Raw genomic sequence first — 24,024 nt, 5'->3', positions numbered from 1 at the left:
TATTCCGATGAAGCCACACAGCGGCTATACCAGCCCGCAAAAGCGTTAAAGCGCACAAGTGGCTGTCATCGGAGGAAGCGCCATGCTCGGAATTGAGGCCATTGATCTGGCCAGGGTGCAGTTTGCCTTTACCATCTCCTTTCATATTATTTTTCCCGCCATCACCATCGGTTTAGCCAGCTACCTGGCCGTGTTGGAAGGGCTATGGTTAAAGACCCAGCGGGATACCTATCGTCACCTTTACCACTTCTGGTCAAAAATATTTGCCGTCAATTTTGCCATGGGCGTGGTCTCGGGCATTGTGATGGCGTACCAGTTCGGTACTCACTGGAGCGGCTTTTCCGCCTTTGCGGGCAGCGTCACGGGGCCTCTGCTCACCTACGAAGTGCTCACGGCCTTCTTTTTGGAAGCCGGTTTTCTGGGCGTCATGCTCTTTGGCTGGGAGCGGGTCGGCCGAGGCCTGCACTTTTTTGCGACTTGCATGGTCGCACTCGGCACCCTCGTGTCGATGTTTTGGATTCTCTCTTCCAATAGCTGGATGCAAACCCCGCAAGGCCACGACATCGTCAACGGTGTGGTGATCCCCGTTGATTGGATGAAGATTGTCTTCAATCCGTCTTTCCCATACCGCCTGGCCCATATGGCGCTAGCAGCTTTTTTAAGCACGGCGCTGTTTGTCGCGGCCTCTGCTGCCTGGCTGTTGCTAAAAGGTAGACCGTCCCCTGAAGCGCGCACCATGCTCTCCATGGCACTGCTCATGCTGGCGATCACTGCTCCACTGCAGGCCGTGGTGGGTGACTTGCACGGCCTCAACACCCTGGAGCACCAGCCCGCCAAGATTGCCGCCATCGAAGGGCATTGGGATAACAGCAGCGGCGAACCCACTCCGCTCATTCTGTTCGGCTGGCCCGATATGGCGGGTGAAGAGACCCGTTTCAAGTTGGAAATCCCCGTGCTGGGCAGCTTGCTATTACAGCACAGCCTGACCGAACAAATTCCCGCGCTTAAGGAGTTCGCCCCAGAAGATCGCCCCAACTCGACCATCGTGTTCTGGAGCTTCCGACTGATGGTGGGGCTGGGGGTGTTGATGATTGTGCTTGCCATCGTGGGCAATACTCTGCGCGTCAAAAGGCGGCTATTTGAGTCTCGCCGCTTTCTACTCTTCACGTTATGCATGGGGCCAGCAGGGCTAGTGGCACTGCTGGCGGGCTGGTTTACCACCGAAGTGGGCCGCCAGCCCTGGGTGGTTTATGGGTTATTAAGAACCGCCGATGCGGCTTCAGCGCACAGCGCCGTCCACCTCAGCATTAGCTTAACCGCCTTTGTGGTGGTTTATCTGGCCGTCTTCGGTACCGGTGTTATTTACATGATGCACCTGGTGAATAAAGGCCCTGGCGATCCCTCTGCACCCGCCTTAGGTGGCCCAGGCCATCACCGCACACCCGCCCGGCCTCTCTCGGCGGCTAACGAAACGCAGACGACTCACTAATAGATATGAGGGGTGCATTATGGGAATCGATCTATCGCTCACCTGGGCCATTATCATCCTGTTTGGTTTGATGATGTATGTAGTCATGGATGGTTTTGACTTAGGTATTGGCCTGCTTTTTCTGCGCGTGCATGACGAGCCGGAGCGCGACATTATGATGAATACGGTTGCCCCGGTGTGGGACGGCAACGAAACCTGGCTGGTGCTTGGCGGTGCGGGGCTATTCGCCGCCTTCCCCCTCGCCTATGCGGTGGTGCTGGAAGCGCTGGCAATTCCGCTGATCGTGATGCTGTTGGGGCTGATCTTTCGTGGCGTCGCCTTTGAGTTTCGCTTCAAAGCATCCCCCGAGCGGCGCCATGTGTGGGACAAAGCCTTTATTGGCGGCTCGCTGCTGGCGACCGTTGCACAAGGGGTTGCCTTGGGTGGCTATATTCAGGGTATCGCCTTCGATGGCGTTCACTTCAGCGGTGGCGCGTTGGACTGGCTCACGCCTTTTTCGCTGTTTTGCGGCATCGGCCTGCTGTTTGCCTATGCGCTACTGGGCAGCACCTGGCTGATTATGAAAACCGAAGGCGCCCTGCAACAGCGGATGTATCGGATCACCAAACCGTTGATGCTCGGGCTGCTGGTGATGATCGCCCTGGTCAGTGTATGGACACCGCTGGCTTACCCGAATATTGCCGCCCGCTGGTTTTCGCTACCCAACCTGCTGTGGTTTTTACCGGTACCGCTGTTAGTCATGCTGGTAGGTTGGTGGCTATGGCGTGCTATCACCTTTCAAGACACCGCCCTGCCCTTTGTGTTGGTCTTGGCGCTGGTATTTTTAGGCTACAGCGGTCTGGGCATTAGCCTGTGGCCAACGATTATACCGCCCGATGCGTCTATCTGGCAGGTCGCCGCCCCCGCCCAAAGCCAAGGCTTTGCCTTAGTAGGCACGCTGTTTATTCTGCCGATTATCTTGATGTACACCGCCTGGAGTTACTACGTCTTTCGCGGCAAGGTAAAACCTGGCGACGCTTATCATTAACCCCCTATCCCCTGTGTATTGAGGAGTAAGACAATGAAGCCTCTCGCCAAGCGCCTGGGCTGGTTAGTCACCATCTGGCTTTCGAGTGTGGGTGTTCTCTTGCTGATTTCATTGGGACTTAAGTTTGTGATGGGAATGGCGGGATTGACCAGCTAACGACCTCTTTTGCACCCATAGCTCAAAAAGAGAATGCTGAACCCTTTCTCAGCAAGGATCCAGCATTTACATCTACTTCAGCCGACGCTGTTTAGCACTCAATGGCATTTACCGCTAATCCACCTTTGGATGTCTCTTTGTACTTATCCAGCATGTCCCTGCCGGTATCCCGCATGGTACGAATCACTTTATCTAACGATATAAAGTGAGTGCCATCGCCGCGTAATGCCATCTGAGCGGCATTGATCGCCTTTACCGTTGCGATGGCATTGCGCTCGATACAGGGAATCTGAACTAACCCACCCACAGGGTCACAGGTTAATCCTAAATTGTGCTCCAAGCCGATTTCGGCCGCATGCTCGACTTGTTCGGGCGTTCCCCCCATCACATCAGCCAAGCCAGCTGCTGCCATGGCACAAGCCGATCCGACCTCCCCTTGGCAGCCTACTTCGGCGCCGGAGATCGAAGCATTTTTCTTACACAGAATGCCAATGGCGCCTGCCGCCAGCAAAAAATCCACCACGTTTTTCTCACAGGCATTGGGCTGAAACTTCATATAGTAGTGCAAGACGGCGGGGATGATGCCTGCGGCGCCGTTGGTGGGCGCCGTGACCATGCGCCCCCCTGCGGCATTCTCTTCGTTAACGGCGAGGGCAAAAATATTCACCCACTCCATCGCTGAAAACGTTGAGGCGATCAGGCAATCGTTCTGCTCTGCCGCTTGAAGATGCTGGTGAAGCAGCTTAGCCCTGCGCTTAACGTTTAACCCCCCCGGCAGTACCCCTTCGTGGGTTAATCCATTGTCGATGCATTCACACATCACTTTCCAGATACGCCACAGTTCGTTTCTGACCTCCTCCTCCGTCCGCCAGACTTTCTCATTTTCCAGCATCAGCCGGCTGACACTTAGCTGCTCTTTTTTACATAGCGCCAAGAGCTCGTCTGCCGTATCGAAGTTGTAAGGAATGGTAACGCCACCCAAATCGTCCAGTGGCATATCCACCTGGGCCTGTTCAACCACGAAGCCGCCGCCCACTGAGTAATAGGTATTTTCATACACCAAGTCGCCCTGATGCGTAAAAGCCGCCAGCTTCATGGCATTAGGGTGATGAGGCAAGCTCTCTTCATGAAAATACAGGTCACTCTCCCAAACAAACTTCACTTCTTTTTGTCGACCAAGCTGTAATGACTGACTCTCTTTAAGCGCCTGAATGGCTGGCTCAATAATCGAGGGATCTATTGTGCTAGGGCGTTCACCCATCAATCCCATAATAATTGCGTTATCGGTGGCATGTCCGATACCCGTGGCGGACAACGAGCCATAAAGATGGACTTCAAGATGCCCTACCTCATCGAGCTGGCTGTTTTCGCGCAGGGTTGTGACATACTTAAAAGCCGCCTGCATGGGCCCGACGGTATGGGAACTGGAGGGGCCTACTCCAATCTTAAAAAGGTCGAAAACACTGATAGGCATTGGAGCACCTCTTGACGTATAAACAGGGGAAAAATCAGGCGGTGCCTGACAATTTCAATAAGTTATTGATGTGATGATAAATAAAACTAATCTATCTTTTATTGATGATATTTTTATATTTATAAAATAATACTTTTAAGCACGGCTTATCACACATAACTTCTCACACATAACAAGGGGTTACATATCGCTCTGGCAAAAGCTTAGCAACGACAGCAACCCAGTTATAAAAGCGCGCTCAAACTGTTTTCGTTTATTAACAACAGCATTAGGCAAAAAGCATTGGTTACCAAAAAGACTAGTTGCCAAAAACCACTGTGCGCCCTGAATAAAAGAACACACGACGTTCCAAGTGATAGCTAATCGCTCTAGCCAGGGTGAGGCACTCGATATCACGCCCCTTGGCAACCAGATCCTCCGGGTAATGGGTGTGATCCACAGGCTCGACACCTTGGGCAATAATCGGCCCTTCATCAAGGTCATTATTAATGTAGTGCGCCGTCGCGCCGACCAGCTTAACCCCTTTCTCATATGCCTGATGATAAGGCTTGGCGCCTTTAAAACCGGGCAGCAGCGAGTGGTGAATATTGATCGCCCGTCCGGCTAATAGTTCACACATAGAGGGGGAAAGCACCTGCATATACCTTGCTAGCACCACCAATTCAGCGTCGGTATCCGCGATGATTTCGCGTACCTGGGCTTCCTGCTGCAATTTCGTCTCGGGCGTGATCGGCAGGTAGTGGTAGGGCAAATCGTGCCATGCTGCCAATGGCTCCAGATCAGGATGATTGGAAATCACCGCTTTGATATCCAGCGGAAGCTGCCCTGTCCGATAACGGTAGAGCAGATCATTCAAGCAGTGATCGGCCTTGGAGACCATAATCACGGTGCCGGTGCGTTTGCCAGGGGCCGTCAATTCGAACTGCATATCGAATTCGCTTGCCCGCGCTAAAAAATCGGTGTGAAAGCGCTCTTCATGAAACTCATCTTGCTCTGGGCGAAACTCGGCGCGAATGAAAAAGCGCCCGCCGAGCCGATCATCGAAAGAGTTGAGTTCAGTGATGTAGCACTGCTGCTCTTTTAGAAAGCGGGTGACGACGTCCACCGTTCCCAAACGACTAGGGCATTGGGCGGCCAGTATCCAGGTATCGCTCATTCGGCTCATAGTGCATGCTTCTCAGTTAGCGGCAGACCGTTGCGGAAGATCATAGCGGCCGGAACAGCGCTCCGGCCTGCCCGCTTATTGTTGTACGTTAATGCCGAATTCTGCCCCGGCATCCAGCAACCAGCGATAGCAGTAGTCGGCAAAACTGCGCCGCACCACTAACTCCCAGCGCTCTTCACTGGGACGACGTAGAATAGTGGTCGCCTTAGCGAAGACGGTAGTGACACCTTTCCCCACCGGGAAATTGCTGGGATGAACATCGTAGATCACCGTTTTCATCAATAGCTCTCGGGCTGCTTCGCCGGAAAGCTCTAATAGCGTCTGGCCGCCGCTGACGTCGCTAATCGCGAAGTGGGCACTGCCCAATTGCTCGCGCAGCTTGGTCTCCAGTGGAAACTCTTCGCCACCTGGCACGATGACCAGCCACTCGTCCGGGGAGAGCCACTGGATAGAACGTTCACCGCTGGCATCTTGTACCAACGCCTGGGGTTGCCCAGGCAAGCTGATTCCCAGCACTTCGCGCACCGCCTCGTCGAGCACGATGGCACCACCCCGTAGGATCAAATGCCCAAGCATTGCCCGCTCGCGTAGCTGAAGCCGGCTTGGGCCGCCGGCCTGGGGCGCACCGCTGCGACGATAGCTATAGGCTAACGGGGATTCTACCGGGATAGCGGTATCAGTACGGGTGTCGAAAGTGGCCGCGTTAGACATGCTGGCGCTCTCCCTTGGGGTCGTAGAAAATGGTGCTGACGATTTCAGCCTCATGGGTTTGCCCATCCGCCATGGGCAGGTAAACCGTTTCACCCAACTTCTGATGGCCACCCTTAACCACCGCTAGCGCAAACCCTGAATCCAGAATCGGGCTGTAGTAGCTGGAGGTAACATGGCCCACCATCGGCATAGGGATCGCATGCTTGGGATCAAGCACGATCTGGGCCCCCTCTTCGAGAATCACCTTCGGGTCTTTCGGCCTGAGCCCCACCAGCTGCTTGCGGTTCTCACGCTTGGTGTCAGTACGTGTCAGGGCCCGCTTACCAATCCATGAGTAGGGCTTGTCGTAGCCAACGCACCACTGCATGCCCAGGTCTTCCGGCGTCACCGAGCCGTCGGTTTCCTGACCCACGATGATGAAGCCCTTTTCAGCGCGCAGAACGTGCATGGTTTCGGTGCCATAGGGCGTCAAGCCGTACTTCTCGCCATGCTTGAACAGGGTCTGCCAGACATGCATGGCATAGTTGGCTTGCACGTTAATCTCGAAGGTCAGCTCGCCGGTAAAGGAGATGCGGAAGACTCGGGCAGGCACTCCCGCCACTTTCCCGGATCGCCAATCCATAAACTTAAAGCTATCGCGGTCAAGATCGAGATCACTGATCTCAGCGAGCAGCTTGCGCGCTTCCGGGCCCGTGATGGTCACGGTGGCCCAGTGGTCAGTCACGGAAGAGAAGTAGACATCCAATTCCGGCCATTCGGTCTGATGCCATAATTCCAACCATTCCAGGATCGCGGCAGCGCCACCGGTGGTGGTAGTCATCAAAAAGTGATTTTCAGCAAGACAGCTGGTCACGCCGTCATCGGTGACCATGCCATCGTCTTTGCACATCAGGCCGTATCGGCATTTGCCGACTGCCAACTTCTCCCACTTGTTGGTGTAGACCCGCGCCAGGAACTCACGCGCATCCGGCCCTTGAATATCGATCTTGCCAAGCGTCGAGGCATCGAGAATACCGACCTTCTCGCGCACTGCCAGACACTCGCGAGCCACTGCCTCGTGCATCGTCTCGGTTTTGCCATTCACCTTCTGTGGGTAGTACCAGGGGCGCTTCCACTGGCCGACGTCCTCGAACTCGGCGCCACGCTCCACGTGCCACTGGTGAAGCGCGGTGTAGCGTTCGGGATCGAACAAATCACGGCAGTGGCGACCGACGATGGCGCCGAAGGTCACCGGGGTGTAGTTAGGACGGAACACCGTGGTGCCCACCTCGGGAATGGAGCGATTCAAGCAACGGGCGGCAATCGCCATGCCGTTGATGTTGCCCAGCTTGCCCTGATCCGTACCGAAGCCCATCGCGGTATAGCGCTTGATGTGCTCGATGGACTCGAAGCCCTCCCGGGTCGCCAGCTCGATGCCCGCCGCGGTGACGTCGTTCTGTAGGTCGACGAACTGCTTGGGGCCGCGCAGCGTGGGCTTCTCGTGAGGCACCTGGAAGAGCGCCACCGCAGGGCCTTGCTGCAGACGTTCAGCGCTCGGCAGAGTGACCGTCTGAACGGCATGCCCCATGGCGGCCGCTGCCTTGATGCCCGCCTCGACACCTTCCGCCAGCACGTCACCCAGCGCATAGCAGCCGTTGGCACCGCCACACGCCTGAACGCCCTTCACCAGCCCCGGCACGAAGCCGAGAATATCGTCGCGCCAGGTAGGTCGCGCGCCAGTATGGGACGCCAAGTGAATCACCGGGCTGTAGCCGCCGGAGCTGGCGATGGTGTCACAGGCCAATTCCTGAACCGGGCCGCTAACTTTGAAAGCGTCAATATCAATCTTGGCGACCCGTGCCGCGGTGACCCGATTGCTGCCTTTCGCCTCGATAACGGCGCTGCCTGTAATAATCTTGATACCCTGGGCGCGGGCGGCATCGACCCAGTCGCCCGCAGGCGCCTCGCGGGCGTCCACGATAGCGACGACCTCGCAGCCGGCTTCTTTCCAGTCCAGAGCAGCGCGGTAGCCGTAGTCGTTGCTGGTGGAGAGCACCAACTTGCGGCCCGGTGCCACGCCATAGCGGCGAATGTAGGTCGACACAGCGCCAGCCAGTAGGTTGCCCGGCACGTCATTGCCCGCGTAGACCAGCGGACGCTCGTGGGCGCCCGTGGACAGGATCACCTGACCGGCGCGTACCCGGTGCAGGCGTGCGCGTACCTGACGGTGACCATTTTCCACCGGCGCCGTATCGCACAGGTGTTCGGTGCGCCGCTCATGGAGGGTAACGAAATTGTGATCGTGATAGCCGTTGGCCGTAGTACGCGGCAACAGCGTGACGTTCTCGCAGCCCGCTAACTCGTCCAGTACTCGTGCAACCCACTGACCCGCCGGCTTGCCTTCCAGGGTTTCTCGGCTGGCCAGCAGCGATCCGCCCATTTCTTCCTGCTCATCGGCAACCATCACCCGAGCGCCGCTGCGCGCGGCGGCCAGCGCTGCCGCCAGACCCGCGGCGCCTGCGCCCACGACCAGCACATCGCAGTGCTGATTGAAGTGATCATAGTTATCCGGATCGGCTTCCATGGGGCTGCGACCCAGCCCCGCCGCCTTGCGGATGTACTTCTCGTAGGTCAGCCACATCGAGGCCGGCGCCATGAAGGTCTTGTAGTAGAACCCCGGTGGCATGAACTGCCCGCCCAGCTTGCCGAACAGGCCCATCAGGTCGCGCTGTACGTTCGGCCAGCCATTGGTGCTGCTGGCGGCCAAGCCTTCATATAGCGCCTGCTGGGTGGCGCGTACATTGGGCACCTGGGCCGCTTCACTGCTGCCTAACTGTACGATGGCATTGGGCTCCTCGGCACCCGCAGCGACAATGCCGCGGGGCCGGGAGTATTTAAAGCTGCGGTTAACGATATCCACACCGTTAGCCAGCAGCGCCGAAGCCAGGGTATCCCCGGGGTGCCCTTGGTAACGCTGGCCGTTAAAGGTAAAGCTCAACGTGCGGGAGCGATCGATACGGCCGCCCGTGTTAAGGCGGTACACTTGTTGCTTGGACTGACTCATGCCCGCACTCCTTCTTGTTGGCTTACCGCAGCGCCCTCGCGAGCCTGGCTTTGGCTGTCGGCAGTAATCGACGGCTGCTCGCCCATTTTGTAAGTCTCGAGAATCTCGTAGCTCACGGTGTGACGCGTCACGTTGAAAAACTTGCGGCAACCCACCGCATGCACCCACATTTCATGGTGAACGCCACGGGGGTTGTCACGGAAGAACAGGTAGTCCCCCCACTCTTCGTCACTACACGCCTCGGGCTCCTTGGGGCGCTCGATATGCGCCTGGCCCTTGGGGTGGAATTCCTCTTCCTCACGGTGTTCGCCGCAGTAGGGGCAGTAGATATAGAACATGCGAATACTCCTCTCGTATGAACCCTAGTGGGCCACGCCGGCAGCGCCGTGTTCGTCGATCAGCGCACCGCTATGGAAGCGGAACATGGAGAACGGCTCAGCGATGGGGTGCATTTCCCCCTTGGCCAGGCTGGCAGCGAATACATGCCCCGACCCTGGTGTGGCTTTGAAGCCGCCGGTACCCCAGCCGCAGTTGAAGTACAGACCCTTCACCGGCGTTTTGGAGATAATCGGACAGGCATCCGGGCAGGTATCGACGATACCGCCCCACTGACGGTTCATGCGTACCCGAGAGAAGATCGGGAACATTTCAACGATCGCCTGGAGCGTGTGCTCCACGGTGGGATAACTGCCGCGTTGACCATAGCCGTTATAGCCGTCGATGCCCGCGCCGATCACCAGGTCGCCCTTGTCGGACTGGCTGATGTAGCCATGCACCTGGTTCGACATCACCACCGTATCGAGAATAGGTTTGATCGGTTCAGAGACTAAGGCTTGCAGCGGATGGGACTCCAACGGCAAGTTAAAGCCGCCCATCTTGGCCAGCACGGAGGAGTTACCGGCAGTCACACAACCGACGGTTTTGGCTTCAATATCGCCACGGTTGGTGTGTACACCGTAGATCTGGCCATCACGAATCTTGAAGCCGGTGACTTCGGTCTGCTGCAGAATATCCACGCCGTGGGCATCGGCACCGCGGGCATAGCCCCAGGCCACGGCATCGTGGCGGGCCACCCCCGCGCGCGGCTGCCAGGAGGCACCCATTACCGGGTAACGCGCGTTTTTGGAGCAGTCCATAATCGGCACCAGCTCCTGCACTCCTTTGGCGTCTAAAACTTCACCGTCAATGCCATTCAGCCGATTGGCATTCACCCGACGCTGGATATCGCGCATGTCCTGCAGGGTATGCCCCAGGTTGAGCACCCCCCGCTGGGAGAACATGACGTTGTAGTTAAGGTCTTGGGAAAGCCCTTCCCACAGTTTCATGGCGTGTTCGTAAAGCGCAGCGGATTCGTCCCATAAGTAGTTGGAACGCACAATGGTGGTATTACGGGCGGTATTACCACCGCCCAGCCAGCCTTTCTCAATCACCGCCACGTTCTTGACGCCGAACTCTTTCGCCAAATAGTAGGCCGTGGCCAAGCCGTGACCGCCACCACCAACGATGATTACATCGTACTGCTTCTTGGGTGTGGGGTTGCGCCACTGGCGCTCCCAGTTCTCGTGGTGGCTCAGCGCGTGCTTGACCAGGCCGAAGCCGGAATAGCGTTGCATAGTGGTCTCCTCAGTTCAGCCGCGCCGGGCCCTGCCGGCAAGCCGATTCAAGCAATGGATTCGACGGCTTCAGCGGCGGACTCAGCGTAGACAGGGTGCTGGGCACACACGTCGGTTACTTTGGCCTGCACCTCGGCTTCAATGGAAGCCGTGTCTTTGCCTGCAGCCAATTCGTCCAAGATGTCGCAGATCCAGCCAGCCAGCTCGCTACACTCCTCAGCATCGAAGCCGCGAGTAGTGACCGCAGGGGTGCCGATACGCAGGCCGGAAGTCACGAAGGGGCTTTGGGGATCATTAGGCACCGTATTCTTATTAACGGTGATATGCGCGCGGCCAAGGGCTGCATCCGCATCTTTACCGGTAATGCCCTGGCGGATAAGCGAAACCAAAAAGAGGTGGTCGTCGGTGCCGCCGGACACCACGTCGTAGCCACGCTCCATAAACACCTTGGCCATGGCCTGAGCGTTATCGATCACCTGCTGCTGGTAGCGCACAAACTCCTGGTTCATGGCTTCCTTAAACGCCACCGCCTTAGCGGCAATAACATGCATCAGCGGGCCGCCCTGCTGGCCTGGGAAAACCGCGCCATTAAGCTTTTTATACAGCGCTTCGTCGCCATCGGCGGAGAGAATCAAGCCGCCGCGGGGGCCGCGCAGCGTTTTATGGGTGGTGGTAGTTACCACATGAGCGTAAGGGAGCGGGCTCGGATAGAGGCCAGCGGCTACCAGGCCAGCGACGTGGGCCATATCGACCATCAACCAAGCGCCTACCTCATCGGCGATGGCGCGAAAACGCCGCCAATCCACCACGCGAGAGTAAGCGGAGAAACCCGCGATGATCATCTTCGGCTGGTGCTCGCGAGCTAAGCGCTCGACTTCTTCGTAATCGATCTCGCCGGTTTCCGGCTTGAGGCCATACTGCACGGCGTTGTAATGCTTGCCCGAAAAGTTGGGTGCAGCACCATGGGTTAAGTGGCCACCGTGGGCCAGGCTCATACCCAATACCGTATCGCCCGGTGACACCAGTGCCATGAACACAGCGGCATTAGCCTGAGCCCCGGAGTGTGGCTGCACATTGGCATAATTGGCACTAAAAAGGTGGCAGGCCCGCTCAATGGCCAAGGCTTCAACCTTGTCAACGAACTCACAGCCACCGTAGTAACGGCGACCTGGATAACCTTCTGCATATTTGTTGGTTAGCTGTGTACCTTGTGCTTCCATAACAAGTTTGCTGGTGTAATTTTCGGAGGCGATCAACTCAATATGCGCTTCTTGGCGAACCGTTTCTTCAGCGATTGCTTCAGCAAGCAGACTGTCGTAATTGGCCAAACGGGCATTGGGGGAAAAATTATTCTGAAGCATTACCGCCTCCTCATTAGTCACTTTTTTATTAAGTGCTGGACATACTCTTTAATGCTGATAAACCCAGGTCGCTTTCAACCAAAGTCCCTATCAACGCGTTCTTACCGCGATACTATCGTTGGAGTCCGGGCCCAAGATGCTTGCCGACGTCACCACGCGATGTATTTGCGACATCGGCAAGATTTAGCCAATAACACGGCTGACGCCGCCCAAAAAGCAAAGCACCCTAGACGGGAAGTAACCGTTTAGGGCGCTTAAAACTAGGCAGCAAGGTGCTTGCCGGGGCTAAAAATCGACGATTAAATCCCCCTTCGGCCGACTGCAGCACGACAGGATATAGCCTTCTTCGACATCCTCATCGGTAATACCGCCGTTATGCTCCATTTCCACTTCTCCCGACTTGAGCTCCACTCGGCAAGTACCGCAAATCCCCATGCCACAAGCTTTGGGGATATGCAGACCCAGCTTGGCCGCCGCCGCATGAACCGTCTCCCCCGGCTGAATACGCACACTTTTCCCTGAAGAGGCAAACTCGATACTAAACAAGTCGCTGGTGTCGACATTTTCGGCGTCGACCTCTGCCTGTTCGGCCAGCTCAAGGACATCTTCACGTACCTCAACCGGCGTAGCGCCAAACGACTCCTCATGGTAATGATCCATGTTGAAGTTGTTGGCACGAAGAATATTTTTGATGGCGTTCATGTAAGGGGTCGGGCCGCAGCAGAATATCTCCCGCTCCATAAAGTCCGGCACAATGAGTTCGAACAGCGGCTGGGTAAGGTAGCCACGGTAGCCGGCCCAGGCCTCGCCGATATCCTCTTTGTTCTCGCAAATAATATGCAGCTTGAACTCGGGAATACGCGAAAACATATGCACCAGCTCGCGGTGATAAATCACATCACGGGGGGCTCTAGCGCTGTGTATGAACTCAACGTCAACAGCGGCGTTGGTATCAAAAAGCCAGCGCGTCATGGACATCAAAGGGGTAATGCCCACACCGCCCGAGAGAAACAGCACTTTTTCGGCAGGGAAATCGATAGAGTTAAAATTACCTACCGGCCCGTGCACCACCAGCTCGTCGCCCACCTTCAGATTGGCGTGTAGCCAATTAGATACTTTACCGCCCGGCACTTGTTTAACGGTGATGGAAAAGCTGTAAGGGATGGAGGGAGAGCTGGAAATGGTATAGGAGCGCATGATCGGCTGATTATCAATTTCAAGCTCGAGGGTCACGAACTGACCGGGCTTGAAGAAGAACAGTACAGGCTGCTCGGCCATGAAGCAGAACGTGCGCACATCCTGGGTTTCTTGAATCACCTTGACGCAACGCACCTGGTGGCGGCCGTTGGTCCAGGTTTGGGTCGTGACCGGATTGAAAAAATTAGTTGTCATTGTCGCCTCTGCCTGACCAGCCTTCATCACCATGCATCGCCGAACCGTATTTGCGATACGGTCAGCACCTTTGAGCTGCATTTTGGGGACGCGCCTGCCGACCGACTTACCTGACAGCGACTCGCACTTACCTCGTGCCACTCTTTATCGCTTAGAAACCTCTTTTTTCGTCGCCACTACGCCATCTAATGTCGCGGGCAGACAATTGGCAGGCCAGCGCCTGCAACACAATCGGAGCCTGACGTCAGGCCACATTTGAATCAAACGCCAGGTTACGCAACAGAACAACAAGATACGCAATATTGACTATCGGCCGATTCGCAGCCCTTGAGGGGGGAGCGGAGGTTTACGAGGATACTGGTAATGGAAAAAAATGTTTCTAATCGGATGGATGATCCACTCGCTGCAGCTCGTGACTCAACGGTTCAGATGCTGCAAGAAAGAGGACGTACCTTTTCGCTTCCACAGCCGTTTTACAACGATGCCCGCCTGTTCGCGCTTGATATGCAGGAGGTCTTCGAAAAGGAATGGCTGTTTGCCGGCATGACATGCGAGATCCCTACCAAGGGCAACTTCATGACATTGGATATTGGTAATAATCCCATCGTCATCGTGCGCGGCAGTGAAGGCGCTATTCATGCGTTTCACAATGTTTGCCGCCACCGCGGTTCGCGCCTTTGTGTAAAGGATAAGGGTAAAGTTGCAAAGCTCGTCTGTCCGTATCACCAGTGGACCTATGAACTTGATGGCCGCTTGTTGTTTGCCGGTAGCGATATGGGCACTAACTTCAATCTCGATCAATTTGGCCTCAAACCGGTCAACGTGCATACAGCCGGAGGCTTCATCTTTATCAACCTGAGCGATGAACCGCCTGCGATTGATGATTTTCTGCAAACGCTTGAGCATTACCTTGAGCCGTACCAAATGGACAACGTCAAGGTTGCCGTCGAGTCCAGTATCGTCGAGCAAGCCAACTGGAAGCTCGTCATCGAAAACAACCGCGAGTGCTATCACTGCAACGGCGCTCATCCTGAGCTGCTGAACTCATTGCAAGAGTTTGATGACACCGAGGATCCGCGTGCAACGCCTGCCTATAAGAAACTGGTGGCATGCAAACAAGCAGATTGGGATGAGGAACAAGTTCCCTATCAGTTGAAGCGCCTTGGCAAACGCAATCGACTGACCCGCACGCCGCTGCTGGATGGCATTGTCTCCATGACAATGGACGGTAAACCCGGCTGTAAGAAACTAATGGGCCGATTAACAAGCCCTGATATGGGCTCACTGCGCATTCTGCATCTGCCCAATTCATGGAATCACTTCATGGGCGATCACGCGGTGGTATTTCGCGTGCTACCGCTTGGCCCGCAGCAAACCGTGGTGACCACTAAGTGGCTGGTTCATAAAGATGCCGTGGAAGGCGTTGACTACGACCCCGAGCAGCTCCGCCGAGTATGGGATGCGACCAACGACCAGGATCGCCAACTCGCCGAAGAGAACCAGCGTGGCATTAACTCCAAGGCTTACCAACCCGGCCCTTACTCCGAGACCTATGAGTTCGGCGTTATCGACTTTATCGACTGGTACGCCGCCCGCATGCTCGAGAACCTAGGATATGATGCGCCGACGTTACACTTAGCCCAAGGTTAAAACTTGAAGGATCAAGGCAGCGACGTTTACCGTCACTAGGACTTAGCCAGAGTAGCTGACAACGTGTACACATAAGAGACACCTGTGTACACTTTGCCACACTACTCCTAGACTATTCTTAGAGACCTGCTCAATGCCATCCACCGATATTCCCGCTGCCAAGGGTTCTCAAGACGTCTGGCTTGATGCGGCGTTTGAGCTACTACTGGAATCAGGCGTCGATAGCGTGCGCATTCTTTCCCTGGCCAAGCGACTAAAGCTTTCTCGAACCAGTTTCTACTGGTTCTTCAAGGATCGCGAGGCACTGCTGGAGGCACTGATCGCACGCTGGCGTGAAAAGAATACCCAAGGACTAGTACATCAAACCGAAGCCTATGCCGAGAATATCGTCGAGGCGATGCTCAATGTCTTCGACTGCTGGCTGGATCCTAAACTGTTCGACTCCCCACTAGAGTTCGCCATGCGCAGTTGGGCGCTACAGTCAGCGTCAGTAGTGAGTGAAATCGATGCAGCTGATGCCACCCGTATCGAAGCACTGGCGCGAATGTTCCAGCGCTACGGCTATGATCCGCTGGCGGCCAACGTTCGTGGCCGCACCATATATCTAACCCAGATCGGCTATATCTCGATGAAGACCCAGGAACCGCTCGAGGTGCGCATGCAGCGCATCCCCGCCTATGTCGAAATCTTCACCGGCCAGCCGCCTGGGTCCAGGGAATTGCAACGCTTCCATGCCCGCCATGGTTATTATTCTCCAACCGGTACTTACTAGCCCACAGCAAGCCTGATCGGCTAACACCACCTACCTCCCAGCCGTGCCAGCAGTTAAACATGTTCGCCTCGAAATGTACATCATTGAACATTTAATTGACAACAATGAACATTAGCGCCTAGATTTATTAAATACACAATAAAATAGAGCGCTACCCATGGTTAACGATCCGCTGCTGCAGCCCTTCCAGCTCAAGCATCTCACCCTGAAAAACAGGCTTATGATGACAGCCCATGAGCCCGCTTACCCTGAGGATGGGATGCCCAAGGCACTCTACCGGGCCTATCACGTCGAGCGCGCCAAGGCAGGCCTTGGTCTGACCATGACTGCCGGATCCGCGGCGGTAGCCAAGGACAGCCCACCCGTGTTCAACAACATTCTCGCCTATAAGGATGAAGTAGTGCCCTGGATGCGTGAGCTGACCGACGCCTGTCACGAGCACGGCACCGCAGTGATGATCCAGCTCACCCACCTGGGCCGGCGCACCCGTTGGGATAAGGGCGACTGGCTGCCAGCGGTGTCGCCTTCGCATCGTCGTGAGGCGTCCCACCGCGCTTTTCCCAAGCAGGTAGAGGATTGGGATATTGAGCGCCTGATCCGTGACTACGCCGATGCCGCCGAGCGTATGCACGCCGCCGGTCTCGATGGCATCGAGCTACAGGCCTATGGTCACCTGATGGATCAGTTCTGGTCGCCGCTGACCAATACCCTTGAGGAACCTTATGGCGGCGATCTCGATAACCGACTACGTTTCACCTTCGACGTGCTGCGCGCTATTCGCCAGCGGGTGGGTGAAGCGTTTATCGTAGGCGTGCGCTACACCGGCGACGAGATGCTGCCGGGCGGGCTGACCTCCGGCGATGGGATGGAGATATCGCGACGCTTGAAGAGTAGCGGCCTGATCGACTTCCTCAACGTGGTTCGCGGCCACATCGACACCGATGCAGGGCTCACCGACGTGATTCCCATCCAGGGCATGCCCAGCGCCCCGCACCTGGATTTTGCCGGCGAAATACGTCGCGAGATCGACTTCCCCACCTTCCATGGCGCCAAAATCCAGGATGTCGCCACTGCCCGTTATGCCATCGCCTCAGGCAAGGTCGACATGATCGGCATGACCCGTGCCCACATGGCCGACCCGCACATCGTGCGCAAGATCGCCGAAGGGCGGGAGGAAGAGATCCGCCCCTGCGTTGGCGCAAACTACTGCCTTGATCGCATCTATCAAGGCGGTGCCGCCTACTGCATCCATAACGCCGCCACCGGGCGCGAAACCACCATGCCCCACACCATTCCCAAGGCGGCACAGCAACGGCGAGTCGTGATTATCGGCGCAGGGCCAGCAGGGTTGGAAGCCGCTCGTGTTGCCGGTGAGCGTGGCCATTCGGTGGTGGTGTTCGAAGCCGCCAGCGATGCTGGAGGGCAGATACGTCTTACGGCGCAGAGTGAGCGGCGTCGCGAGATGCTGGGCATCATCGATTGGCGCCTGGCGCGCTGTGAGGCACTCGGCGTCGAGATCCGCTACAACGTCTGGGCCGAAGCCGAGGAAGTGTTCGCCGAAAAGCCGGATGTGGTGATCGTGGCCACCGGCGGCTACCCCATGGAAGACCAGCCCGCAGTCGGCAGCGACTTAGTCGTCAATACCTGGGACATACTCTCCGGGCACGTGCCGCCGGGCAAACGGGTATTGCTGTTCGACGATGCAGGCGACCACGCAGCCCTGCAGGCGGCTGAGATCATTGCCGCCGCGGGGGCCGAGCTCGAGATTATGACGCCGGATCGCACCTTCTCCGCAGAGATCATGGCCATGAACCTAGTGCCCTACATGCGTTCCCTGCAGCGTGCCAACGTCACCTTCACGCCGACTTACCGGCTGAAGTCCGTGCAGCGCGACGGCAGTGAACTGCTCGCCGAAATCACCAGCGATTATGCCATTCATGGCCAGCAGGATAGTGGGCATGAGCGGCGTATCGACCAAGTGGTGGTCAACTACGGCATCACACCGCTGGCCGATATCTATTTCGAGCTAAAACCGCACGCCAGCAACCGCGGCGAAGTGAATTACGATGACCTGATCGTGGGCGCCCCCCAGACCGTGACTAGCAACCCGGATGGCCGCTTCCAGCTGTTCCGGATCGGCGATGCCGTCGAGTCTCGGAACACCCACGCGGCCATCTACGACGCGCTCAGGTTGGTCAAAGACCTTTAATACAACCGCCGATCCACTATCTATATAGTTCCACCATCAGCGGGCAACTTTCCGGCAGAGGCAAGGCTGCAGGCCGCATATTTGAACTCCGGAATCTTGCCATAGGGATCCAGCGCTGGATTAGTCAATAGATTCGCTGCTGCTTCCCCGTAACAAAAGGGTACGAAGACCATACCCTCTGGCATGCCCGGATCCGTCCTCACTTTTAGGGTGATGGCTCCTCGCCGGGTGGTGATCGTCAGGTCATCGCCTGGCGCCATCCCAAGCCGGATAAGCTCAGCGGGCGCCAAGCTCGCCACGGCTTCCGGCTCCAGATCATCGAGCACTTTGGCACGGCGGGTCATGGAACCCGTATGCCAGTGCTCTAATTGGCGCCCGGTAGTCAGCACCGTTGGGTAGTCGTTATCTACCGGCTCATCCGGTGGCAGTGGCCGCGTGGGTGCGAATTTCGCCCGGCCGCTGGCGGTGGGGAAGGCATCGCTGAAGACTACGTCTTGCCCCGGCGCGTCTTCCGCTGGGCAGGGGTAGGTCACCGACTGCTCGCGCTCCAAACGCTCCCAGGAAATATGGTCGAGAGAGGCCATGCCTTGTTTCATCTCGGCGAAGACATCCCGCGGATGCTGATAATCCCAACCCAGTCCAAAGCGTTTGGCAATCTCCTGAATGATCCACCAGTCCGGCTTGGCCTGGCCCGGCAGCGGCAGCGCCGCCCGCCCCATTTGCACCTGGCGATTGGTGTTGGTAACGGTACCATTCTTCTCAGGCCAGGCGGAGGCCGGCAGGATGACATCAGCGAACTGGGCGGTCTCAGTGACAAACAGATCCTGTACCACCAGATGTTCCAGCTTGGCCAGTGCGGCCCGGGCATGGGCCAGATCCGGGTCGGACATCGCCGGGTTTTCGCCCTGGATATACATGCCGCGAATGGTGCCCGCGGTGATAGCGTCCATAATTTCCACCACGGTGAGACCCGGCGTGGGATCCAGTTTGGTATTCCACAGTTCTTCGAACGCCGCACGAACCTGATCATCATTGACCGGCTGGTAGTCGGGCATGACCATGGGAATCAGCCCGGCATCAGAAGCCCCCTGAACGTTGTTCTGCCCCCGCAAAGGATGCAGGCCGGTGCCGGGGCGACCGGTCTGGCCGCAGGCCAACGCCAGCGAAATCAGGCACCGGGCGTTATCAGTACCGTGGGTGTGTTGGGAAATGCCCATGCCCCAGAAAATCATTGCCCGCTCGGCGTTGGCATAGAGCCTAGCCACCTCGCGAATGGTCTCGGGCTCAACGCCGCACAGGCCGCTCATCGCTTCGGGGGTCATGTCGACGGTATGAATTTTCAGGGCCTCGAAGCCCTCGGTATGCTCGGCGATATAAGCCGTATCATAAAGTTCTTCGCTGATGACCACATTCAGCATGGCATTAAACAGGGCCACGTCGGCGCCCGGTGAAAAGCGCACGCTCAGGTGGGCGTAGGCATCCAGCGACTGACCACGGGGGTCGATTATCACTATCTTGGTACCGCGCTTGGCGGCCTGTTTAAAGAAGGTAGCCGCCACCGGGTGGTTCACCGCAGGATTACAGCCGGTAAGAATCACCACGTCGGCCTGGCTGGCCTGCATAAAGGAGGCGGTTACCGAGCCTGAGCCAATACACTCCATGAGTGCCGCCACGGAGCTTGCGTGGCACAAGCGGGTACAGTGATCCACGTGGTTGGAGCCAAACCCGGTACGCACCAGCTTCTGGAACAACCACGCCTCTTCGTTGGAACACTTGGCGCTGCCGAACCCCGCCAGGGCATCAGGGCCATGGGCCGCTTTAAGGTTCACAAGCCCGCCGGCGGCAGCCTCCAGGGCTTCATCCCAGCTCGCCTCGCGGAAATGCGTCAGAGGTTTGGCGGGGTCGAAGTCCGGGTCGATTCCCTTTGCGACACCCTCGCGACGAATCAGCGGGGTAACAAGCCGGGATGGATGGCGCGGATAGTCATAGCCGAAGCGCCCTTTAACACATAGCCGGTTCTCGTTAGAGGGGCCGTCGCGCCCCTCCACATAAAGGATTTCATCGTCCTTGATATGGTAGGTGAGCTGGCAACCCACCCCGCAGTAGGGGCACACCGAGTCCACCTTCCGGTCGGCGACGGCAGAATCGCCGCGACCCGCCTGATCGACCAGGGTAGCGGGCATAAGCGCGCCAGTGGGGCAGGCTTGAACGCACTCGCCACAGGCCACGCAGGTGCTATCCCCCATAGGGTCGTCGAAATCAAACACGATCTTGGACGCCGCCCCACGGTGAGCCAATCCGATCACGTCGTTAACCTGTACTTCGCGACAGGCACGCACACACAGGTTGCACTCGATGCAGGCGTCAAGATTGACACGCATGGCTGAGTGGCTGCTGTCCTGCGCCAGGCTATCCGCCCGGGACGCCACATGGTGCACGGTGGGAGCCTCGCGTTCGTCGCGCCTGGGCAGCTTGCGGCGCACCGCCGTGGCATCAATGGCCAGCTGGTCAGCCATGGCCCAGAAATGGCTTGAGCTGTCGGGGCTCTCTTCCCGCTCAGGCTGGTCGACCAGCAGCATTTCCATGACCATCTTGCGGGCCGTGTGCGCGCGTTCAGAGTTGGCGCTCTTGACCACCATACCGGGGGCTGCTTCGCGCAGACAGCTGGCGGCCAGCGTCCGCTCGCCCTCGATTTCCACCATACAGGCGCGGCAGTTGCCGTCGGCGCGGTAGCCGCTGGCGTCCTTGAAACACAGGTGGGGAATGGTCTCGCCGGCGCGTTTGGCCACCTGCCAGAGGCTTTCACCTGGCTGGGCACTCACCTCAACACCATCCAGCGTCAGGGTAAAGCTTGTGCCTGGGTTTTGTTCGCTCATGCTCATGTTCATCCCCCTACCCCTTGACGATTACGTTCTGGGCGGCCAGCTCGCCGCGAAAATCCTTGAGCAGCCCCAGCACCGGGTTAGGTGCCGCCTGACCAAGCCCACAAATGGAGGCATCTATCATCACCTGGGAGAGCTGCGTCATCAGCCCGGCATCCCACTCATTTCGCTCGAGCAGCGTGAGCATTTTTTCCGTGCCCACCCGGCAGGGCGTGCATTGGCCACAGGACTCATCGGCAAAGAAGGCCAATAGGTTGGTAGCCACCCCGCGCAGATCGTCCTGATCGGAAAGTACGATCACCGCTGCGGAACCGATAAAACAGCCGTGCTCCTGAAGGGTGTCGAAATCGAGGGGAATATCGGCCTTGGCAGCGGGCAGAATGCCGCCGGAGGCGCCGCCAGGCAGGTAGGCCGCCAAGCGGTGGCCGTCGGCCATGCCGTCGCAATACTCGTCAATTAATTCCTGAAGGGTTATCCCCGCGGGCGCCAAATACACACCGGGCTGCTTGACCCGACCCGAGACAGAGAAACTGCGTAACCCTACGCGGCCATGGCGACCCTGGCTGGAGAAAGCCTCAGCGCCGCGCTGCCAGATCATGGGGATCCAGTAGACGGTCTCGACGTTATTGACCAGCGTCGGCCGATCAAAGAGCCCCTTCTGAGCCACAAACGGTGGGCGGTGCCTGGGTTTGCCCGGTTTGCCTTCCAAAGATTCGATCATCGCCGACTCTTCGCCGCAGATATAGGCGCCCGCGCCGCGGCGCAGCACAATGTAACCCGGTGCCACCAGGCCAGCAGCCTCCAGTTCGCCAATGGCCTCGCGCAGCACGCCGTGTAACGCCGGGTACTCATCGCGCAAATAGATATACAGCGCCTCGGCCTCTACCGCCCAGGCGCTGACCAAGGCACCTTCAAGAAACTGGTGGGGTGAGCGCTCCAGGTAATAGCGATCCTTGAAGGTACCGGGCTCACCTTCGTCGGCGTTGATAGCGCAGTAACGGGGGCCGGTCTCCTGGCGCACGAAAGTCCATTTTTTGAAGGTAGGGAAACCCGCGCCACCCAAGCCGCGCAGATTGGCCTGCTGCATCGCCTCCATCAGCGCTTCTACTGTAACGCTGCCGTCGTGACAGGCCTGGAGCAACGCCATACCGCCCTCGCGGCGATAGTTGTCCAATCGCTGCCAGTCGACGGGATCGGGGTGAAAGTGGCCCTTTTCGATCACCGACGCGATCCGCTCCTGGGTGGCGAACAGCACATGATGGTGGCCTACTTCGGCTACCGGCGCTGCGTCGCATCGTCCCATGCAGGGCGCCCGCAGCACCCGCACCTGCTCGATATCCACGTTTGCCTCCAGCTGTGCCTTAAGCGCCTCGGCACCGGCTAGCTGGCAGGTTAGGGAGTCGCAAACGCGAATAGTCACTGCCGGCGGCGGCAGTTGATCGTCGTGGATGACGTCAAAGTGAGCATAGAAAGTGGCCGTCTCGTAGACGGTCGCCATGGGCAAGTTCATGTAAGCCGCCAGGGCACGCAAATCCGCCAGCAGTAGATGGCCCCGGGTGTCCTGAATGTTGTGTAAATGTTCAATGAGTAGGTCGCGGCGGCGCAGCGTGGCGTTCTGTCGTTCGTCGCCCAGCAGTTCACGCAACCCCTCAAGAAGACTGGGATCGAGATCACGGCCGCGGGGCTTGCCGCGGAAGCGGCGTTTGGGGGTCACGGTCTGGACGGTCATGGGGTACTCATTATTATCTTGATCGGCGTTCTACCGAATGAACAAAGACGGCACCCCGCGGGGCGCCGTCTAGGGTCGCACTAACCTGCCCTCAGGCAGGGATCAGGTCTTGTTGCTCAGGCCTTGTTACTTAGTACATATTAAATAAGTTATTAAGCCACGCTGCCATGGGGGTCAATGACGAATTTCTTAGCAGCGCCGCCATCGAAGTCGGCGTAGCCCTGGGGTGCCTGATCCAGAGTGATCATCTGGACATTCACCGCATCGGCAATATTGACCTTGCCAAACAGAATAGCCTGCATCAGTGGTCGATGGTACTTCATCACCGGGCACTGTCCAGTATGGAAACTGTGAGACTTGGCCCAGCCAAGACCAAAGCGCATGCTCAGAGCCCCCTGCTTGGCGGCCTCGTCCTCCGCACCCGGGTCTTCGGTCACATAGAGGCCCGGAATACCGATCTGACCACCTGCACGGGTCAACGACATCGCCGAATTCAGCACGGTCGCGGGCGCTTCTTTGCCGTGGTTGCAGCCACAGGCGTGGGCTTCGAAACCGACGCAGTCGACAAAGGCGTCGACCTCACGCTCACCGAGGATCACCTCGATCTTATCGGCCATGTCGCCGTCCTGGGTCAGGTCGATGGTCTCGCAACCAAAGCTGCGTGCCTGGGCAAGACGCTCTTCGACCATATCGCCAACGATCACGCAGGCCGCCCCCAGCAACTGAGCGGAAACCGCGGCCGCCAGACCTACGGGCCCAGCACCGGCAATATAGACAGTGCTGCCAGGGCCGACACCGGCAGTAACGCAGCCGTGGAACCCAGTGGGGAAGATATCGGAGAGCAGGGTCAGATCCTTGATCTTCTCCATGGCCTGATCGGCATCCGGGAACTTCAGCAGGTTAAAATCGGCATAGGGAACCATGACATATTCGGTCTGGCCGCCGACCCAGCCGCCCATATCCACGTAGCCGTAGGCGGCGCCAGGACGAGCTGGATTGACGTTAAGGCAGATGCCGGTACGACCTTCTTTACAATTACGGCAGCGACCGCAGGCAATATTGAACGGTACCGAGACCAGATCACCCTGCTGAATAAATTCAACGTCGCGGCCGCATTCAACTACCAGGCCGGTGATTTCGTGGCCGAGTACCAGACCGGACGGTGCAGTGGTACGGCCCCGCACCATATGCTGGTCGCTGCCACAAATATTAGTGGTGACTACCTTGAGAATCACGCCGTGATCGCACTTGCGATTGCCGATGGCGAGTTCAGGATAAGCGATGGACTCGACGGCGACCTCGCCCGGCCCCTTGTAGACCACTCCGCGGTTGGCTGCATTCATGGCTGGCT

General features: G+C 57.6%; 17 protein-coding genes. 6 read left to right on the top strand and 11 right to left on the bottom strand.

Annotated features, from left to right (window positions below; translation table 11 throughout):
* Positions 1-82: 82 nt before the first annotated feature.
* The 3 genes from ACW17M_RS14900 to ACW17M_RS14890 are packed head-to-tail and all read left to right on the top strand — an operon-like array spanning position 83 to position 2,672.
* The gene (locus tag ACW17M_RS14900) at positions 83-1,489 is read left to right on the top strand and encodes a cytochrome ubiquinol oxidase subunit I (protein WP_039857448.1); all 1,407 of its coding nucleotides are present in this window, start codon (positions 83-85) and stop codon (positions 1,487-1,489) included.
* A gap of 19 nt (positions 1,490-1,508) precedes the next feature.
* Positions 1,509-2,516, top strand: a complete 1,008-nt coding sequence (gene cydB, locus ACW17M_RS14895) for a cytochrome d ubiquinol oxidase subunit II (protein ID WP_141440500.1) — start codon at positions 1,509-1,511, stop codon at positions 2,514-2,516.
* A gap of 33 nt (positions 2,517-2,549) precedes the next feature.
* Positions 2,550-2,672: a DUF2474 family protein gene (locus ACW17M_RS14890; protein WP_082116842.1), complete on the top strand. Its 123-nt coding sequence runs from the start codon at positions 2,550-2,552 to the stop codon at positions 2,670-2,672.
* A 91-nt stretch (positions 2,673-2,763) separates the two neighbouring features.
* Here the strand turns inward: ACW17M_RS14890 and ACW17M_RS14885 are convergent, their stop codons facing one another.
* The 8 genes from ACW17M_RS14885 to ACW17M_RS14850 form a co-directional block, all read right to left on the bottom strand.
* A complete protein-coding gene (locus tag ACW17M_RS14885) occupies positions 2,764-4,146 on the bottom strand; it encodes an L-serine ammonia-lyase (protein ID WP_141440499.1) in 1,383 nt (460 codons plus the stop codon).
* Positions 4,147-4,444: 298 nt separating this feature from the next.
* Positions 4,445-5,311 (bottom strand): formyltetrahydrofolate deformylase, encoded by an 867-nt coding sequence (gene purU, locus ACW17M_RS14880; RefSeq protein WP_141440498.1) that lies wholly within the window; start codon positions 5,309-5,311, stop codon positions 4,445-4,447.
* A 75-nt stretch (positions 5,312-5,386) separates the two neighbouring features.
* Positions 5,387-6,022, bottom strand: coding sequence for a sarcosine oxidase subunit gamma (locus tag ACW17M_RS14875; RefSeq protein ID WP_141440497.1), 636 nt, complete (start codon positions 6,020-6,022; stop codon positions 5,387-5,389).
* Complete coding sequence (locus ACW17M_RS14870; protein WP_457547717.1) at positions 6,015-9,065, bottom strand: sarcosine oxidase subunit alpha family protein; 3,051 nt, start codon at positions 9,063-9,065, stop codon at positions 6,015-6,017. The genes ACW17M_RS14875 and ACW17M_RS14870 overlap by 8 nt, the downstream gene beginning before the upstream one ends.
* Positions 9,062-9,403: a sarcosine oxidase subunit delta gene (locus ACW17M_RS14865; RefSeq protein ID WP_022521483.1), complete on the bottom strand. Its 342-nt coding sequence runs from the start codon at positions 9,401-9,403 to the stop codon at positions 9,062-9,064. Before ACW17M_RS14865 ends, ACW17M_RS14870 begins: the two co-directional genes overlap by 4 nt.
* Before the next feature lie 24 nt (positions 9,404-9,427).
* Positions 9,428-10,678, bottom strand: coding sequence for a sarcosine oxidase subunit beta family protein (locus ACW17M_RS14860; RefSeq protein ID WP_009286043.1), 1,251 nt, complete (start codon positions 10,676-10,678; stop codon positions 9,428-9,430).
* 47 nt (positions 10,679-10,725) lie between these two features.
* A complete protein-coding gene (gene glyA / locus ACW17M_RS14855) occupies positions 10,726-12,039 on the bottom strand; it encodes a serine hydroxymethyltransferase (protein WP_039857456.1) in 1,314 nt (437 codons plus the stop codon).
* 285 nt (positions 12,040-12,324) lie between these two features.
* Positions 12,325-13,431: a hybrid-cluster NAD(P)-dependent oxidoreductase gene (locus ACW17M_RS14850; RefSeq protein ID WP_027958316.1), complete on the bottom strand. Its 1,107-nt coding sequence runs from the start codon at positions 13,429-13,431 to the stop codon at positions 12,325-12,327.
* A 363-nt stretch (positions 13,432-13,794) separates the two neighbouring features.
* Between ACW17M_RS14850 and ACW17M_RS14845 the strand changes: the two genes are divergently transcribed.
* The 3 genes from ACW17M_RS14845 to ACW17M_RS14835 all read left to right on the top strand — a co-directional run bounded on the left by ACW17M_RS14845 (position 13,795) and on the right by ACW17M_RS14835 (position 18,062).
* Positions 13,795-15,081, top strand: a complete 1,287-nt coding sequence (locus tag ACW17M_RS14845; RefSeq protein WP_457547716.1) for an aromatic ring-hydroxylating oxygenase subunit alpha — start codon at positions 13,795-13,797, stop codon at positions 15,079-15,081.
* Between the two features lie 133 nt (positions 15,082-15,214).
* Positions 15,215-15,853 (top strand): TetR/AcrR family transcriptional regulator, encoded by a 639-nt coding sequence (locus tag ACW17M_RS14840; protein ID WP_027958318.1) that lies wholly within the window; start codon positions 15,215-15,217, stop codon positions 15,851-15,853.
* Between the two features lie 157 nt (positions 15,854-16,010).
* The gene (locus ACW17M_RS14835) at positions 16,011-18,062 is read left to right on the top strand and encodes an NADH:flavin oxidoreductase (protein WP_342584264.1); all 2,052 of its coding nucleotides are present in this window, start codon (positions 16,011-16,013) and stop codon (positions 18,060-18,062) included.
* Between the two features lie 20 nt (positions 18,063-18,082).
* Here the strand turns inward: ACW17M_RS14835 and fdhF are convergent, their stop codons facing one another.
* The 3 genes from fdhF to fdhA all read right to left on the bottom strand — a co-directional run bounded on the left by fdhF (position 18,083) and on the right by fdhA (position 24,016).
* Positions 18,083-20,938 (bottom strand): formate dehydrogenase subunit alpha, encoded by a 2,856-nt coding sequence (fdhF, locus tag ACW17M_RS14830; RefSeq protein WP_141440493.1) that lies wholly within the window; start codon positions 20,936-20,938, stop codon positions 18,083-18,085.
* Positions 20,939-20,954: 16 nt separating this feature from the next.
* The gene (locus ACW17M_RS14825; protein ID WP_457547715.1) at positions 20,955-22,673 is read right to left on the bottom strand and encodes an NAD(P)H-dependent oxidoreductase subunit E; all 1,719 of its coding nucleotides are present in this window, start codon (positions 22,671-22,673) and stop codon (positions 20,955-20,957) included.
* A gap of 152 nt (positions 22,674-22,825) precedes the next feature.
* Complete coding sequence (gene fdhA / locus ACW17M_RS14820; protein ID WP_027958322.1) at positions 22,826-24,016, bottom strand: formaldehyde dehydrogenase, glutathione-independent; 1,191 nt, start codon at positions 24,014-24,016, stop codon at positions 22,826-22,828.
* Between the last annotated feature and the right edge of the window lie 8 nt (positions 24,017-24,024).

The organism is Vreelandella sp. 2A-K22, assembly GCF_054065485.1.
This window is presented reverse-complemented; position numbering and strand designations above follow the sequence as displayed.